This is a genomic window from Glutamicibacter sp. MOO4 (assembly GCF_056934395.1).
Genome location: NZ_CM167800.1, coordinates 1,092,970 through 1,107,745, shown reverse-complemented (window position 1 = coordinate 1,107,745; position 14,776 = coordinate 1,092,970). Strand labels below are relative to the sequence as shown.

The 14,776-nt window shown below is 56.3% G+C and carries 10 protein-coding genes and 3 pseudogenes; 3 read left to right on the top strand and 10 right to left on the bottom strand.

Annotated elements, in window-relative coordinates:
• Nucleotides 1–30 precede the first annotated feature (30 nt).
• Complete coding sequence (locus AC1Z3F_RS05020) at nucleotides 31–978, bottom strand: DMT family transporter (protein WP_131088159.1); 948 nt, start codon at nucleotides 976–978, stop codon at nucleotides 31–33.
• Between AC1Z3F_RS05020 and AC1Z3F_RS05015 the strand changes: the two genes are divergently transcribed.
• Nucleotides 977–2,389 (top strand): aminotransferase-like domain-containing protein, encoded by a 1,413-nt coding sequence (locus tag AC1Z3F_RS05015; RefSeq protein ID WP_131088158.1) that lies wholly within the window; start codon nucleotides 977–979, stop codon nucleotides 2,387–2,389. The two genes, AC1Z3F_RS05020 and AC1Z3F_RS05015, sit on opposite strands and share 2 nt — an antisense overlap.
• Here AC1Z3F_RS05015 and AC1Z3F_RS05010 read toward each other — a convergent pair.
• The 9 genes and pseudogenes from AC1Z3F_RS05010 to AC1Z3F_RS04970 form a co-directional block, all read right to left on the bottom strand.
• Nucleotides 2,386–2,949 (bottom strand): hypothetical protein, encoded by a 564-nt coding sequence (locus tag AC1Z3F_RS05010; protein ID WP_131088157.1) that lies wholly within the window; start codon nucleotides 2,947–2,949, stop codon nucleotides 2,386–2,388. The genes AC1Z3F_RS05015 and AC1Z3F_RS05010 overlap by 4 nt on opposite strands.
• Before the next feature lie 90 nt (nucleotides 2,950–3,039).
• Complete coding sequence (locus tag AC1Z3F_RS05005; protein WP_131088156.1) at nucleotides 3,040–3,726, bottom strand: N-acetylmannosamine-6-phosphate 2-epimerase; 687 nt, start codon at nucleotides 3,724–3,726, stop codon at nucleotides 3,040–3,042.
• A gap of 11 nt (nucleotides 3,727–3,737) precedes the next feature.
• Nucleotides 3,738–4,643, bottom strand: a pseudogene (locus AC1Z3F_RS05000) (ROK family protein).
• 41 nt (nucleotides 4,644–4,684) lie between these two features.
• Nucleotides 4,685–5,632: a dihydrodipicolinate synthase family protein gene (locus AC1Z3F_RS04995; RefSeq protein WP_262197814.1), complete on the bottom strand. Its 948-nt coding sequence runs from the start codon at nucleotides 5,630–5,632 to the stop codon at nucleotides 4,685–4,687.
• A gap of 49 nt (nucleotides 5,633–5,681) precedes the next feature.
• Nucleotides 5,682–6,476, bottom strand: a pseudogene (locus AC1Z3F_RS04990) (ABC transporter ATP-binding protein); the annotation flags it as partial.
• Between the two features lie 27 nt (nucleotides 6,477–6,503).
• Nucleotides 6,504–8,471, bottom strand: a pseudogene (locus AC1Z3F_RS04985) (dipeptide/oligopeptide/nickel ABC transporter permease/ATP-binding protein); the annotation flags it as partial.
• Nucleotides 8,472–8,482: 11 nt separating this feature from the next.
• Nucleotides 8,483–9,439, bottom strand: a complete 957-nt coding sequence (locus AC1Z3F_RS04980) for an ABC transporter permease (protein WP_483566709.1) — start codon at nucleotides 9,437–9,439, stop codon at nucleotides 8,483–8,485.
• A gap of 100 nt (nucleotides 9,440–9,539) precedes the next feature.
• Nucleotides 9,540–10,976 (bottom strand): ABC transporter substrate-binding protein, encoded by a 1,437-nt coding sequence (locus tag AC1Z3F_RS04975; protein ID WP_483566708.1) that lies wholly within the window; start codon nucleotides 10,974–10,976, stop codon nucleotides 9,540–9,542.
• 69 nt (nucleotides 10,977–11,045) lie between these two features.
• Nucleotides 11,046–11,147, bottom strand: a complete 102-nt coding sequence (locus tag AC1Z3F_RS04970) for a twin-arginine translocation signal domain-containing protein (RefSeq protein ID WP_131088151.1) — start codon at nucleotides 11,145–11,147, stop codon at nucleotides 11,046–11,048.
• A gap of 141 nt (nucleotides 11,148–11,288) precedes the next feature.
• Between AC1Z3F_RS04970 and AC1Z3F_RS04965 the strand changes: the two genes are divergently transcribed.
• Both AC1Z3F_RS04965 and pepN read left to right on the top strand, forming a co-directional pair.
• Entirely contained in the window at nucleotides 11,289–12,014 is a 726-nt protein-coding gene (locus tag AC1Z3F_RS04965) for a FadR/GntR family transcriptional regulator (protein WP_131088150.1), read from the top strand.
• Between the two features lie 63 nt (nucleotides 12,015–12,077).
• Nucleotides 12,078–14,726: an aminopeptidase N gene (pepN, locus tag AC1Z3F_RS04960; protein ID WP_262197816.1), complete on the top strand. Its 2,649-nt coding sequence runs from the start codon at nucleotides 12,078–12,080 to the stop codon at nucleotides 14,724–14,726.
• The last annotated feature ends 50 nt before the right edge of the window (nucleotides 14,727–14,776 follow it).

The following is a 14,776-nucleotide window of genomic DNA, read 5'->3' as shown; positions in this document are numbered from 1 at the left end:
AGACGAAGGTGCAAAATACGTCTAACGCACCTAGCGTCGAAGGAACGTAGATTTAGGATCAGAGTTTCTGGTGCGGACTGCCAGCAACGCGCACGCAATGACTGCGAGTCCTCCGGAGAGGGTTTTCCAACCGATATGTTCGCCCAGTAATAGAGCAGCCCAGCCCATCGTCATGACTGGTTGAGCCAATTGAACCTGGCTGACCGTCGACATTGGCCCAATAGCCAGACCGCGGTACCAGGCCACAAATCCGAGGAACATGCTTACAATGCCCAGATAGGCAAAGGAACCCCAACTCGAAATTCCACCGGCAGGAATACTGTTGCTCAAACTGATGGCGGTCAGGGTAACCATCATGGGGCAGGCGAGCACCAAGGCCCACGAAATTGTTTGCCATGATCCTAGTTCTCTGGAGAGCAGTCCGCCTTCTGCGTAGCCGATGGCACAAACGATCACCGCGATAATGAGCAGAATATCTGCGCTTTGTAGGCCGGCTATTCCTCCTCCATTAATGGCGGCGAACACGACTGCAACGACGGCACCAAGTCCCGCGGCCAGCCAGAAAGGCAATCTAGGTCGTTCCTTGGTTCGCAGTACCGATGCAACAGCTGTTGCTGCTGGGAGAATTGCGGTGACAACAGCACCATGGCTGGCCGGGACCGAGGTTAATGCAAACGACGTCAACAGAGGAAAACCTGCGACTACGCCCAGGGCTACAACACTCAGTCTGGCCCACTGTGTGCGGTTCGGAGGCCTTTGCCCAGTGAGTAAAAGTGCCGCCGTGGCCAAAATTGCGGCAATAACAGCTCGGCCAGATCCGACAAACAAGGGATCCATGCCTCCGTCCGAAACAGCGATTCGGGTGAATGGGACGGTGAGCGAGAAGGCGCAGACGCCAGCTATGCCCCAGATCAAACCCGCTGAGGTCCCCAGTAGCGGTTGAGGCGTTTTCAGAGTAGCGGTACTATTGTCTTTCATGATTAACAGTAGCAGTGAACGGCTTGTCTCGAAACTGCGTGAGTGGATTTCCACTGCACCAACCGGCGCCCAGCTTCCCTCCACCCGCCAACTTGTTGCGGACTACGAGCTAAGCCCGGTGACGGTTCAAAAAGCCTTACGCACTCTCATCACTCAAGGGCTGATTGAGTCACGCCCGGGTATTGGAACCTTCGTGCGCTCTATCCCGGTACCCCGACCAAACGACTACGGATGGCAGACCGCAGCATTGGGCGCTACGCGCAATCATTTGCCTCAGGTACATCCGAGCCAACGGGTGTTGCCCAATGATGTCATCGCTCTTCACTCGGGTTATCCAGACCGTGAATTGTTGCCCCAGAGATTAGTGAAGTCGGCCTTCGCGCGAGTAGCACGCACCGAGTCGGTACTGCTGCGTACCGAGCCGGCAGGTCTTCCCGAGCTACAAGCATGGTTCGCTTCCGAACTAAACGAACACCTGCTTCCCGGACTGAGCGCGCCCACTGCCAGAGATGTTGTCATTTTGCCTGGAAGCCAAAGCGGACTGGGCTCTATCTTCCGTGCGTTGGTCGGTGAGGGCGAACCAATGCTCATCGAATCCCCCACCTACTGGGGCGCCATTATGGCTGCAGCACAAGTCGGTGTGAGCTTGGTGCCGGTCCCAACTGGGCCTAACGGGCCAGACACCGACGAACTGGATCGTGCCTTGGAGCGCACTGGGGCACGGGCTTTTTACGCTCACCCGAATTTTGCAAACCCCACAGGGGCACAGTGGTCCCCTTTGGTGTCCGAACGTGTTTTAGAGATTGTTAAAGCTCGTGGCGCTTTTCTGATCGAAGATGATTGGGCCAAGGACTTCGGGATTTCCACCGAGTCTTCGCCCATGGCCGCCCGCGATGACACGGGGCACGTGGTTTATCTGCGTTCTCTGACCAAGAGTGTCTCCCCGGCGGTGCGCGTGGCCGGGCTGATCGCTCGCGGTCCGGCACGTGATCGGATTTTGGCAGATAACCAGGCACAGTCAATGTACGTCAGTGGCCCGTTGCAGGCGGTGGCCTTGGATGTTGTTACCCAGCCGGGGTGGGGCACGCACCTGCGTTCATTGCGCCAGCAGTTGACCAATAGACGAGATCAACTGATCAACGCGCTCCACCGGCACGTCCCCGAAGCTCACCTGCAGTCCGTTCCGCCTGGCGGATTAAACCTTTGGGTGCAGTTACCCGATGGCACCAACTTGCGGCAGTTGGAACAAGACTGCGAAACGCGCAAGTTGGCCATTGCTGCGGGTGGAAGCTGGTTCCCTGCCGAAGAATCTGGACAATTTTTGCGTCTCAACTATTCGGGGCCAAATCCTGGCGCCTTTGATGAAGGCGCCAGAATTCTCGGCGAAGCCCTGCGTAGTCAGTACGGCTAAGCCAGCCCGTCGACCTCAACCAGCCCGCGACGGGTAGGCACCGGAGCCACGTGGGTGCCGTTGGCGGCCACGCGCTGCACCGAGAGCAAACGCAAGCCCTGGCCTTGGGCGGTCTGCAAGATCCACGGGCCAACCATCAAGTACTCGTGATCGTTCTGCGCTTCAGTAACGACGCCGGTGACAACAAAATCGCCATAAGGGTTCTGGCTGAAGGAGGCAACAACCAAGTCTCCGTGGGAAAGCTGGGCGACCTCGATATCTTCTGGCGCAAAGTCGCCTTCAAAAATGGCGGGGAAAGCGCGAACGTCCTTATCTGGCTGACGCTGCATCACTTCTGCACCGTCAGTGTCCTTGGCTTTTTTCTTGGCAGCGGCAGCGTTGAGCCCGCCTACCATCACGTCGTCAAGAACCGTTGCGTGCGCGGCACCTGTAATCAGGAAGTTGCCGAATCGAGTGGTTTTGTAGAGTACGGAAAGGACGTCGCCGGCCTCAACGTCACCAAACGCGGCTTTCATACCGGCTACATCGCGCTTGCTTGGGCCTTTGATGAAAGCGTCCACTGGTTTTCTCCGATCGTGCAGGAATAAGGTTCTGCGCTTAAGCCTAGGTCAGTTCCTAGTCTGCACGAAACGAGAGACACCAAATTGGAACTAGCCTCGCATCGCTTGATCAAACCAGCCGGTGATGCTGGCCGGATGGGTGATAGCAGTGCCGACAACCACCGCAAAAGCACCGGCATCAAGTGCTGATTTAGCTTGTGCTGGAGTGTGGATCCGTCCCTCAGCGATCAGTGGACGGCCCAATTGCGCCCCGGCGATCTGCGCCAACAGTTCTAGATCTGGGCCTTCGGTCTTTTCTCGTTCGCCGGTGTAGCCGGCCAGTGTGGTTCCGATCAGATCGGCCCCGGCCTCGGCCGCCGCCAATGCATCATTTAGTGAGCCGCAGTCAGCCATCACCAAGGCACCGGTACGTTCATGCACCGCGGTAATCGTTTCAGTAAGTGATTTTCCGTCCGGACGCTCACGCGACGTGCCATCCAAGGCAACAATATGCGCTCCTGCGTTTGCCACAGCCAATGCGTGGTGGATGGTGGGAGTGATAAATACGCCTTCGTGTCCATCCTTGAACAGACCAATCACCGGGACTTCAACGGCTGAGCGGGTGAACTGAATATCAGCTATGCCTTGAACTCGCACCGCCGCGGCACCACCGATGACCGCTGAGGCAGCCACCTGCGCCATGATCTGTGGATTACGCGTCGGCTCCCCCGGATATGCCTGAGCCGAGACGATCAATGATCCACGTAGTTTTTCTAGGTCCGTCGCTGATAACAACAACTTTTACTCCTCTAACTTTCTGTCCAGAACAGGCTTGCTGCTCCGATAAGTGCTGCGTCAGTTCCGAGTTTGGCGACGCTCAGTTCGGTGCCGCTGACAAGATTGATGGCGCTAGCCGCGAAGCCTGCGCGCAGCCCATCCCACCAGATGTCGCCGGCTCCGGCCATGCCACCGGCAATGATGATCCTTTGCGGATCAAGAACGTTGGCCAGAGAACCAGTGGCGCTTCCGGCCGCTAATCCCCCGATGTACAAGGCTTTATGTGCCTGTTGATCTCCGGAGTTGGCCAGCGTGGTCACTGCTTTAGTGTCACCAACGTCAGGGTTGTTGGCCAAGCGCTAATAGTGCCGATAGATTCCTGGTCCTGCAGCGATTGCTTCAACATGGCCAAACCGACCACAAGAACATTCAAGTCCCGCGGCGTAGGGCGAATCGATATGACCCATGTGGCCAGCTACGTGATGGAATCCGCTGACTAATTGCCCTGAGGTGAAAAACGCACCACCGATGCCGGTGCCAACGGCCAGCAGCATGACCGAGTCGGCTCCTTGGCCTGCGCCGAATCGAGCTTCGCCTAAACCGTGCGCATGGACGTCGTTGACGGCGCGCACTTCTAGCCCGGTAGCGTCACCCAGAGCGGCCGACAGATCTGTTCCAGCCCAGCCTAGAATCGTATCGGTTGCCGAAACCACCTTCGCAGTGTGTGGATCGATGACCCCGGCGGATCCAATACCTAGTCCAACAGGCACGCTGTCACAGTGCGACTGCCGTTGAGCAACTACTGAATCCATGGCCTCAATTATTGCCGTAGATCCAGCTTGCGCTGGGGTGGGAAGTTGGGCACGAAAGCCAGTACTGCCATCGGGGTGGACTACGGCACCGGCGATTTTTGTGCCGCCTACATCTAAGGCCAGCACTGCGCCGGTGCCGCTGTGTTTTTCTTGCACTGGTTTTGAACCTACTTGACAGCCACGGCCAGCAGGCCGGTTTCGGCAAGGATCTCGCGGATCTTCGCCGCTTCACTTTCGTCCAGGTTCACCATTGGTGCGCTCATCGCATTGGAGGAGATGACACCCAGTTCTACCAATGCGGTCTTGAACGCGCCCAGCCCGGCTGCGCCAGGAGAGACTCGTGATGCATCCGGGGTGTAAACGATGTCAAAGACTCGTGCGAGGCGATCCTGTTCGGCGGCAGCTTCAGCCCACGAACCCGCCTGGGCAAGATCAAAGAGGCGACGGTAACCGGCCGGGTCGACGTTTCCAAGGCCAGGGGCAACGCCGTGTGCCCCACCCAAGAGTGCGCCATCCACAACAACTTCGTGTCCGGTGAAGACCGAGAACCCCTGGACATGCTTGGTGGCCAGGATCAGCTGGCGGAAGGATACGTCGTCGCCTGAGGAGTCCTTAACACCAACGATGGCACCGGATTCAGCAAGACGAATTGCCACATCCAATGGCAGCTTGTGGTGCGTACGAACTGGCACGTCGTAGGCGAAGATAACGACCTTCAGCGCTTCGTGAATTGCGGTGAAGTGAGCTTCGATTTCTGAACCGTTAGCGATGGCGTAGAACGGTGTGGTCACTACCAAGGCGTCGGCGCCCAAAGCGATGAGTCGGGAGCCTTCGTCGATTACGCGAGCGGTGGTCTGTTCGCTGGCACCAACCAGTACCGGAATTCGTCCTGCATTGGTGGCAACGATCTGGCGCAATACGCTATCGCGTTCACTATTGGTCAGGTATGGGACTTCGCCCGAGGAGCCAAGCACAAACAGCCCGCTGACTCCACCCTTGATGAGGTGCTCAACTACGGCGTCCAGGCCAACAGTGTCAATGCTTCCGTCGGCAGTGCGTGGGGTAACTACCGGTGGGATGACGCCGGTGTATTTTGGATTATTCTGATAAGCCACGGAAATCGGATCTTTCTTCTGAAGCCTGCGTTAGGCAGGCTATGGATTTTTAGTGTTCCAGCAGGGCCGGAGCGGCACCCAGCAAAGTGCGGGTGTAGTCATTGGTTGGTGAATCGAAAACTTGCGCAGCGTCGCCGCGTTCAACGATTTCTCCGGAATTCATCACGCAAATTACGTCGGAGACGTAGCGGACAGTTTGAATGTCGTGAGAAATGAAAACCATGGCCAAGTTCAGCTGGGTTTTCAGATCTGTTAGCAAATTCAGTACCTGAGCACGCACCGAAACATCTAGTGCGCTGGTAGGTTCGTCAGCCACGATAACGTCCGGTTCCAAGGCCAAGGCTCGTGCGATAGCTACACGTTGGCGCTGGCCTCCAGAGACCTGACTAGGTAGCGCAGAGGCAGCCGAGGCAGGCAGGCCTACCACGTTCAGCAGCTCCAACGCCTTGGCTTGGCGGGATTTGTCATTGCCGATTCCATGTACGCGCAGTGGATCGGTGAGCGTATCCATAATGGACATGCGCGGATTCAACGCGGTGGCGGGATCTTGGAAGACCACGCCTACCGAACGGCCAAAGGCCTTTCGTCCGGCCGCGTTGCGCTTTGCCACCACTTCACCGTTGAACAGCACCTTGCCCCTGGTTGGTTCTTGCAGCCCAACTAGTACGGAGGCCAAAGTGGACTTCCCACAGCCGGATTCGCCCACGATGCCCACGGTCTGTCCGCGGTGCACCGTAAAGTTCACACCGTTCACGGCCTTCACCAAACGCGGGCTGAAAAGTTTTCCGCCACGAATCTTGTGGTGCACGTGAATGTCTTGCAGTTCGATGACTGGAACTTGACTCATTTCGCTGCTCCTACTTCTTTCACTATGGCTCGCCCATCGGTGTTCGCTTCCCGCAGCCACCGGCACAAAGGACAAGTGACGGGATGGATCCGCGTCTTCACGTAGGGATCGCTCCGCAAAGCGGTCGCCGTCAGCAAAGTCGTACGGGCTTGGCACGGTCCCAGGAATCTGGTGCAGGCGCTCGGACTGCGATTCAATGGACAGTACCGCTCCAAGCAAACCGCGAGTGTATTCGTGGTGCGGGTCTTTGAGTACATCGCTAATCGGACCGGATTCAACTACCTGTCCGGCGTACATGACAGTCACGCGGTGCGCCAGCGAAGCGACGAGGGCCAAGTCGTGTGAAACGAAGACCATAGCGAAGCCCAATTGCTCACGTAGCTCGTTGAGCAGTTCCACAACCTGCTTCTGAACGGTGACGTCCAGTGCGGTGGTCGGTTCGTCGCATACCACCAGTTTCGGGCTGCGCGAGAGTGCCATAGCGATCAAGACGCGCTGACGCTGACCGCCGGAGAGCTCGTGAGGGTAGGAACGCAGGGTGCGCTTGGCATCAAGCTTGACCAGGTTCAGCAGTTCTTCTGGGCTCTTGCGTCCGCCACGCTTGGTCAGCTGTCGCAGCTGGTCACCAACAAGCATGGATGGGTTCAAGCTAGAGAGGGCATCTTGGTAGACCATGGCGATTTGTTCACCACGAAGGCCCTTGTAGACCTTGTCATCGCCAGCCAGGGTCCCACCATCGATGGTGGCGGGAAGCAGTTCTTTGCCGTCGAAGGTGATTGAACCGCTCAGCTTTGCACTCTTACCGAGCAGACCCATGATAGCCAGCGAGGTAATGGACTTGCCACAGCCTGATTCGCCAACCAACGCCATGGTTTCGCCTTCGCGTACCGAGAAGGAGACGTTCTGCACGATTGGTGTATCCCCATAACGTTCGGGGAAGCGAATGGACAGATTCGAAACTTCCAAGATGGTGCGTGGGACCCCGTTGGAGGTGTCTAGAACCAAACGATCATTGCGCTTGGCTTCGGCTACCGAGAGCAGATCCAATTCAGTCCGCAGGCGTTCGCTGGCAGCACCGTCCATGGTTGGGCGGGCTTTTTGAACTGCCGGTTGATCCGACTTCGACTTTGCCCCTGAACGCTTGGAGTTCACCAGAGCATCGGTCATGCCTTCAGCCAGAATGTTCAGCGCCAAAACGGTCAACAAGATCACCAGACCGGCAAAGGTGGTAGCCCACCAGGCACCGTTGAGTACCAGGTTGCGACCCTAAGAGATCACATTGCCCCAGCTTGGTGCCGGGTCCTAGATGCCCGCGCCAAGGAAGGACAGCGAAGCTTCCAGGATGATCGCGTCGGCAACCATCACGGTGGCAAAAACAAGTACCGGTGCCGCACAGTTACGCAATACGTGCTTGCCGAGGATGAAGAATCGTCCAGCACCAATCACTCGTTCTGCGCGAACATAGTCTTCGCCCCATTGGGCCAATACGTTCGCTCGAACAACACAGGCGATCTGTGGGGTGTAAATGATGGCGATAGACAAGATGATCACCGGCAGAGTATTTCCCAGTGATGCCAGCAGTGCAGCGGCACGGGCGATGCCCGGGAATGCCATGACCATGTCCATGATGCGCATGATGGTTTCATTAGCCCACTTAGCGCTTGTTGCAGCCAGCGCTCCGAGCAGTCCGCCAAGGACCAGGGCAAAGGCCACGGAGCCCAAGCCGACAATCAAGGATGCTTGGGCACCGTAGAGCAAGCGCGAGTATATATCTCGACCGAGTCGGTCGGTGCCGAAGAAGTGTCCTGCACCCGGCTTTTGGGCTGGAATGCCGGTACCTAGCGGATCATGTGGAGCAATCAGCGGTGCAAAAACCGCCAAGACTGCAATGATCAGCAAGAAGGCCAGAGCTATTTTTGAGCCAATTGGCAGCGCTTTGAAGCGTGCGCCGCCGCTGGAGAGTCGAGTGACCAGGTTGTTGCGTGGAGCCATGATGGTCATCGCTACACCGTCCTAATACGTGGGTTGATCAGCAAGTAGAGCAGGTCAACGATGGTGTTGACCAGAACGAAGGTCAGCGCAATGGTCAGGGTGACTCCCTGAACTAGGCTGGTGTCCTTGTTGGTAATGCCGTTCATGATCAGCTGCCCCATACCCGGAAGCGAGAAGATCATTTCAATGACTACTGCACCGCCCAGCAGGTAGCCGATTCGCAGGCCTAGAACGGTTACCGGGGTGACCAATGCATTGCGTAGCACGCTGCGGGAGATCACTTCACCCCGAGGCACACCGTTACCAATGGCGGTTCGCACATAATCGCGGTCAAGTTCTTCGACCATCGAGGTACGAACCACGCGGGTCAGGGATGCGGAAACGGGGATTGCCAAGGCCAAGGCCGGCAGGATCATGTGCATGAACCAGGTGCCCAAACCGGAGCCGGCGGCAGCCGCACCACCGGATGGAAGCAGCGGGTTTTTACCCAGTGCGAACCACTGGATTAACAGGATGCCAAGCCAGAATGATGGGGTGGCGATGGCTGCAATGGAGAAAATTCGGACTACTTGATCCGGCCAGCAGTCACGGTATAGAGCTCCGAGCAAACCGAATGCCAGCGAGATAATCACGGCAATGATCACGCCGAGAAAAGTTAGCTGCAAGGTCAGCGGGAATGCCTTGGCGATCATTGCTGATACGGACTGGGCCGGCGGCGTGGTGACACCAAAATCAAAACGGATCAGTTGTCCGATGAATTTAAAATACTGGATGATCAACGAGTCATTCAGGCCCCGCTCTTCGCGGTAGGCCTCTTTGGCCGCCTCTGATGCGCTGTCGCCCAAGGCGTTGGTGGCTTCATCGCCTGGGGCAAGCTTCATGATGATGAAGACCAAGGCTGAGATGCCTAGGATCATCACCGGCAGTGCAGCAAGGCGACGTAATAGCAGGTTGAGGAAATTCCCCATGAAATAACTCCGTTGGTTATCGAAGCGTGCAGTTCAATGTGCCAGTAATTTCCGGTCCGCACCACGATGATTCGGGGTGCGGACCGGAGCTATGGGCCAGCTAGGCTTTTCGGTTGACGCCGACGAACGAGATGCCGGTCGTAGGCAATGGTTGGAAGCCTTCCAGCGCATTTTCGTCCCAAGCCGAAGGCAACTGACGGTGAAGGATTGGGTACAGGGGAACCTGATCGGCAACAATATTGATTGCCTTGCCCCACGCTTCCATGGCCTTATTGTTGTCTTCGGTCTTGATAGCCGCGTCAAGCTGCTTTTGCAGTTCCTTGTACTCCGCGGTGTCGCTCCAGCGGAAGCGAGCCTTTGGCCAGACTTCGCCTCGGTAGAACCAGCTCAACAAGAGGTCCAGGTCGTTGCCGAAGACCGAAGGGTCACCAGGGGCCGCGACAACACTGAACTTTCCGCTATCAACGTTGTCGGTATACAACGCACCGGACTGCAGGTTTTTCATCGTGACCTTGACGCCCGGAATCTTGTTCCAAGATTCGAGGATCAGCGGGGCAATGTCTTTGACCCACGAGGTGTCGGTGGTGAGTAGCTCAAATTCGAGCTTGTCCACACCAGCTTCCTTAAGCAGTTTGGCTGCTTTTTCTGCATCATGGGAGTACACGGTGGAAGCCTTGATGTACCGTGGGTGGCTTTCTTGCATGTATGAACTTGCCGGCTTCGCTTTGCCCAACAATGCGATGTTAATGATTGACTCGGTGTCCAAGGCGTAGTGCAGTGCCTGGCGTACCTTCGGATCGTTGAACGGCTTCTTGGAGCAGTTGAACATCAAGAACAAGAGGCCGAAGGAATCCGCGGTCTTCACAGTGACCTTGGAAGCCAGACGGTCCATATCTAGGTATGGAACATCTTCAATAGCCTGGACACGGCCAGATTCCATTGCGGTGACGCGAGCGGCAGCATCCGAGAGCAGGTACCAGGTCATGCCACTAGCGGTAGCTGCGTACTTGCCGTTGTAACCGTCAAACTTCTCAAAGACAATCTTGTCGTCTTTGGTGGCCGAGACGAACTTGTACGGACCACTGCCCACAGGCGCAGCATCGAAGGCTGCCTGATCCTTAGAAGCAACAGACTTAGGAACAACCTTGACCACCGAGATGCGCGTGGCAAAGAGTGGGAAGGCATAGTTCAGCTTGAACGTCACTGCCGTCTTGCCCTTAGCCTTGACCGACTTGATGAAAGGGATGAACTGAGCAAAGAGCGACGCGTTCTTGGTATCCAGCACGCGTTCGAATGAGTAGACAACGTCTTCAATGGCGACCGGGTCACCATTATGGAACTTCGCACCCTCGCGCAGTTCCACTTCCCAAGTAGTGTCGTCAACTTGCTTTGGGCCGGCTGCAGCCAAGGCGAGGAATGGCTCGCGAGTGGCCGGGTGAAGATCAACTAGACCCTCAAAGATGTGCATGTTGGCCGCAAATGGAGTTGCGCCCGAAGATGTCATCGGATCAAAGCCGGTGGAAAGTGCGTACGACATGCCGGCTTCAATAGTTCCGGTGCCGGCGCCAGTGCCGCCTCCGGTACTAGTGGAAACCGAGGAACAAGCCTACAAGCTGGCAGAAAATGCTGCCGCAGCGCCGACCATTCCGGTGAATCGCAAAAAATCTCGACGTGCAAAGGGCTTATTAGCTACTTCTTTTAGCGCCATCGGTGCCAACTCCAAGGTCAAAAGTGCATGTTGTAGGACGTAGGATGTCCCATCTATGGTTTAGACTGTAGTGCGAGACACACCCTATGGTCAACTACTTCACAATTTTTAAATTAGCACCCAAGGACAACGGAGGATCCATTGAGCACTCCACCTGTACGCCGGCCAGATGCACGCGCCCGACTACGCACCCTGACCAACGACATCACAACTCTGATCCTTGATCGCGGCTTGTTGCCCGGCGACCCGATGCCGACAGAACAAGAACTGATGGCTGAGCTTGGCGTAGGACGCAACTCGCTACGCGAGGCGGTCAAGGTTCTCCAAGCACTAGGCATTGTTGATACCCGCCATGGGTTTGGCATGTTTGTAGCCAAGGAAAACCTCAACGCATTGCAGGAGTCCCTAGCCTTCCGTGGACAGCTTTCTCTCCGGCATCACGGGCACGAAGCCAACGAACTGGTGGACGTGCGCCAAGCACTAGAAACGGGACTGATCGGATTGGCCATTCAGTCGGTGACCAAAGAGCATTTGCAGGCACTAGAGCAGGTAGTCACCGAGATGGAAGCTCACGCCGAACGCGATGAGACCTTTGTTGAACAAGACAAGGCTTTTCACCGCATCCTCTTTGAACCGCTAGAAAATCAGCTTTTGACCAATCTCCTCGGAGTGTTTTGGGACGTCTATCGGACCATCTACGATGCCATCGATACCGACACGGAAATCACCCAGCCAGCCAAGACGGCACAGGATCACCGAGATATCCTCGACGCCGTTCGCAGCCGTGACGTGGGTACTGCCCGGTCATTGATTTCAGAACACTTCAACGGGATCCGCGCCTTGCTGGCCAAACGCGCCTCTGAGTAAGAAGACCAAGCGAATTAGTAAACTCCGCAAGGTCTCAAACATTCATTTCACAGCTAAGCTGGGATGGTGGACACACTAGAACGCTACGCACCCAATGAAAATCTAAGACGCGACGAGGCGGCTTGGCGCGCTGAAAACATCACTTGGCACTTCGCTGAAGTTCAACTGGACTTAGGCAACGCGAGTGATCCTTCCGCGCTCAGTTTCACCTCGATTACTACCTTAAACTTCTCCTCAAAACGAGCCGATACCTTCCTCGACTTCATTCACGAGTCCGTTCAAGAAGTTCTGGTTAATGGAACGGCTATTGATCTTTCCAGCGCGGTACTCGATGCTCGTATCTACCTGGATACCTTGCGCACCGATGCGCCCAACACCGTGAGGATTACCGGTCAGGCACTGTACTCTCGCTCCGGCGAAGGATTACACCGCTTTGTTGATCCCCAAGACGGGGAAACCTACCTCTATACCCAATTTGAGCCTTCGGAGGCTCGGCGGGTTTTCGCCTGCTTCGAACAGCCAGATCTGAAAACCAGTTTCCGCTTCACCCTCACCGGCCCCTCGGCATGGCATTTGGCTAGCAATCAGCCAATCGTTGACGAAGTGTTTAACGACGACGGCACCAAAACAGTGGCATGCTCCCCCACTCCACCGATCTCCAGCTACATCACTGCAGTGCTGGCTGGTCCGTACCATGTGGAACGTGCGGAGCATGTCCAAGAATTGCCCGACGGAGAAGAATTGGTTATCGAAATGGCAGCTACCTGCCGTGCCTCGTTAGCCGAACACTTTGATGGCCAAGAGATTCTAGAGCTGACCAGCCGCGGACTGGATTACTATCATGAGCTGTTTGCTTACCCTTACCCGTGGGGCAAGTACGACTCGGCGTTCGTGCCTGAATACAACCTCGGCGCCATGGAGAACCCTGGCTTGGTGACGTTCACTGAAAGCTACGTTTTCACTTCGCACGCTACCGAGGCTCAATACGAGCAGCGCGGCAACACCATCATGCATGAGATGGCGCATATGTGGTTTGGCGACCTGGTCACCATGAAGTGGTGGGACGACTTGTGGCTCAAGGAGTCATTTGCTGATTACATTGGCACCCTGGCCAATGACGAAGCCACCGACTTCACCACCGCTTGGACCACCTTCGCGGCCCGCCGCAAGGCGTGGGCCTACGTGGCCGATCAGATGCCAACGACGCACCCAATCGTTGCGGACATCCCTGACCTTCTGGCTGCCGACCAGAACTTCGATGGCATTACTTATGCCAAGGGAGCCAGCGTCCTCAAACAGCTCGCGGCCTTTGTCGGCGCAGAAGCTTTCCGCGATGCAGCACGTTCCTACTTCCGTAAGCATGCCTACGCAAATACTTCGCTTGAAGATTTCCTTCAGGCCCTTGAATCTGCCAGTGGTCGCGATATGCGCCAGTGGGCCGACGCATGGTTAAAGACCAGCGGAGTACCAAAGCTCAAGATCAGTTACAGCACCGATGAGCAAGGCTTCATTTCAGCGGCTCAGTTAGAGCAATTTGGCACAGATCCCATTTCCGGTCAGCGGATCATCCGTCCGCATGTGCTCAGCGTTGGCGCGTACGAACTTCGTGAAGGCAAACTGGTACGTACCGATTCTGTCCCGGTAGAACTCACAGGCCAGGCCGTGGCCCTTGATTTCCTGGTGGGCCGAAAAGTTCCTGATCTGCTATTGCCCAACGATGGTGACGAGACCTACGCGCTCATCGAATTTGATGCTGCTTCTCGTTCCACTTTGCTCAATAACCTTTCGGGCCTGACCGACTCGCTTCCGCGAGCAACCTGCTGGGCTTCACTATGGGACGCAGTGCGCTCGGCGACCTTGGACGCACAGAGCTACGCCAAGGCCATTTTGGCTCACGCACATACGGTTACCGATGCCGGTGTATTCACCGTGCTGACCAACCAGTTGGTTGATTCCATCAGCAAGTACGTTGCTCCTGAATTGCGCGTCGAGCTTCGAAGTGAAGCCGTTGAGGTACTCACTGGTTGGCTCGCCATCTTTGAACCGGGCAGCGATCAGCAGACGACCACCGCGCGAATCTTGACCCGGCTCGCGCGATCCGGAGTTGCCAACGAGGTTATTGATGCGTTCCTGGGCGAACAGCCTAACCGTCTGCAGGTAACTGTCGATGAGCAGCTGCTCTGGAACTCGTACGTTGCTCTGGCAGCATCGGGTCGGCTGGATGCATCAGCTGAAGCCCAAATGCATGCCGTGGCCAAAGCGAACCCAACAAGTATTGCGCACAACGCGGTACGTACGGCACTAGCTGCGCGACCAGACGCACAGGTGAAGGAATCTGCCTTCGATACCGTACTCATGGCTCGCGACGAGAAGTCAGAACTGTCCAATGACGCTCTCTCCGCCACAGCCTTGGGATTCTCGCTGGGTTCGGCTTCTCTGCTGGCCCCATTCGAGTCTCGTTTCTGGGCAGCTATCTTGCCCGTCTTTGAAACGATGAGCATGGAATTCGCAACCCGAGTGATCGAGGGCCTGTTCCCTGGACATCAGGACTTGGATGGCTCGGTAGAACAGAATCAGGCATTAGCCTGCGCCACAAAATGGCTAGAAGATAATGCTCAAGCTCCTACAGCACTGAAGCGAATCCTTTTGGAAGAGCGTGCTGAGTTGGAACGCTCGCTGAATGCTCAGGCGTTCAGTCGCACCAGCCGGTAGGTCCACAACACAGGAGCCCGGACTCTTGGATGATTATTTCATCCGAGGGT

Excerpts from the sequence above, each read along its gene's own strand:
- AC1Z3F_RS05020 (WP_131088159.1), bottom strand. The coding sequence starts at position 978 with ATGAAAGACAATAGTACCGCTACTCTGAAAACGCCTCAACCGCTACTG.
- pepN (WP_262197816.1), top strand. The coding sequence starts at position 12,078 with ATGGTGGACACACTAGAACGCTACGCACCCAATGAAAATCTAAGACGC.
- AC1Z3F_RS04970 (WP_131088151.1), bottom strand. The coding sequence starts at position 11,147 with ATGGCGCTAAAAGAAGTAGCTAATAAGCCCTTTGCACGTCGAGATTTT.
- AC1Z3F_RS05015 (WP_131088158.1), top strand. The coding sequence starts at position 977 with ATGATTAACAGTAGCAGTGAACGGCTTGTCTCGAAACTGCGTGAGTGG.
- AC1Z3F_RS04980 (WP_483566709.1), bottom strand. The coding sequence starts at position 9,439 with ATGGGGAATTTCCTCAACCTGCTATTACGTCGCCTTGCTGCACTGCCG.
- AC1Z3F_RS04975 (WP_483566708.1), bottom strand. The coding sequence starts at position 10,976 with ATGTCGTACGCACTTTCCACCGGCTTTGATCCGATGACATCTTCGGGC.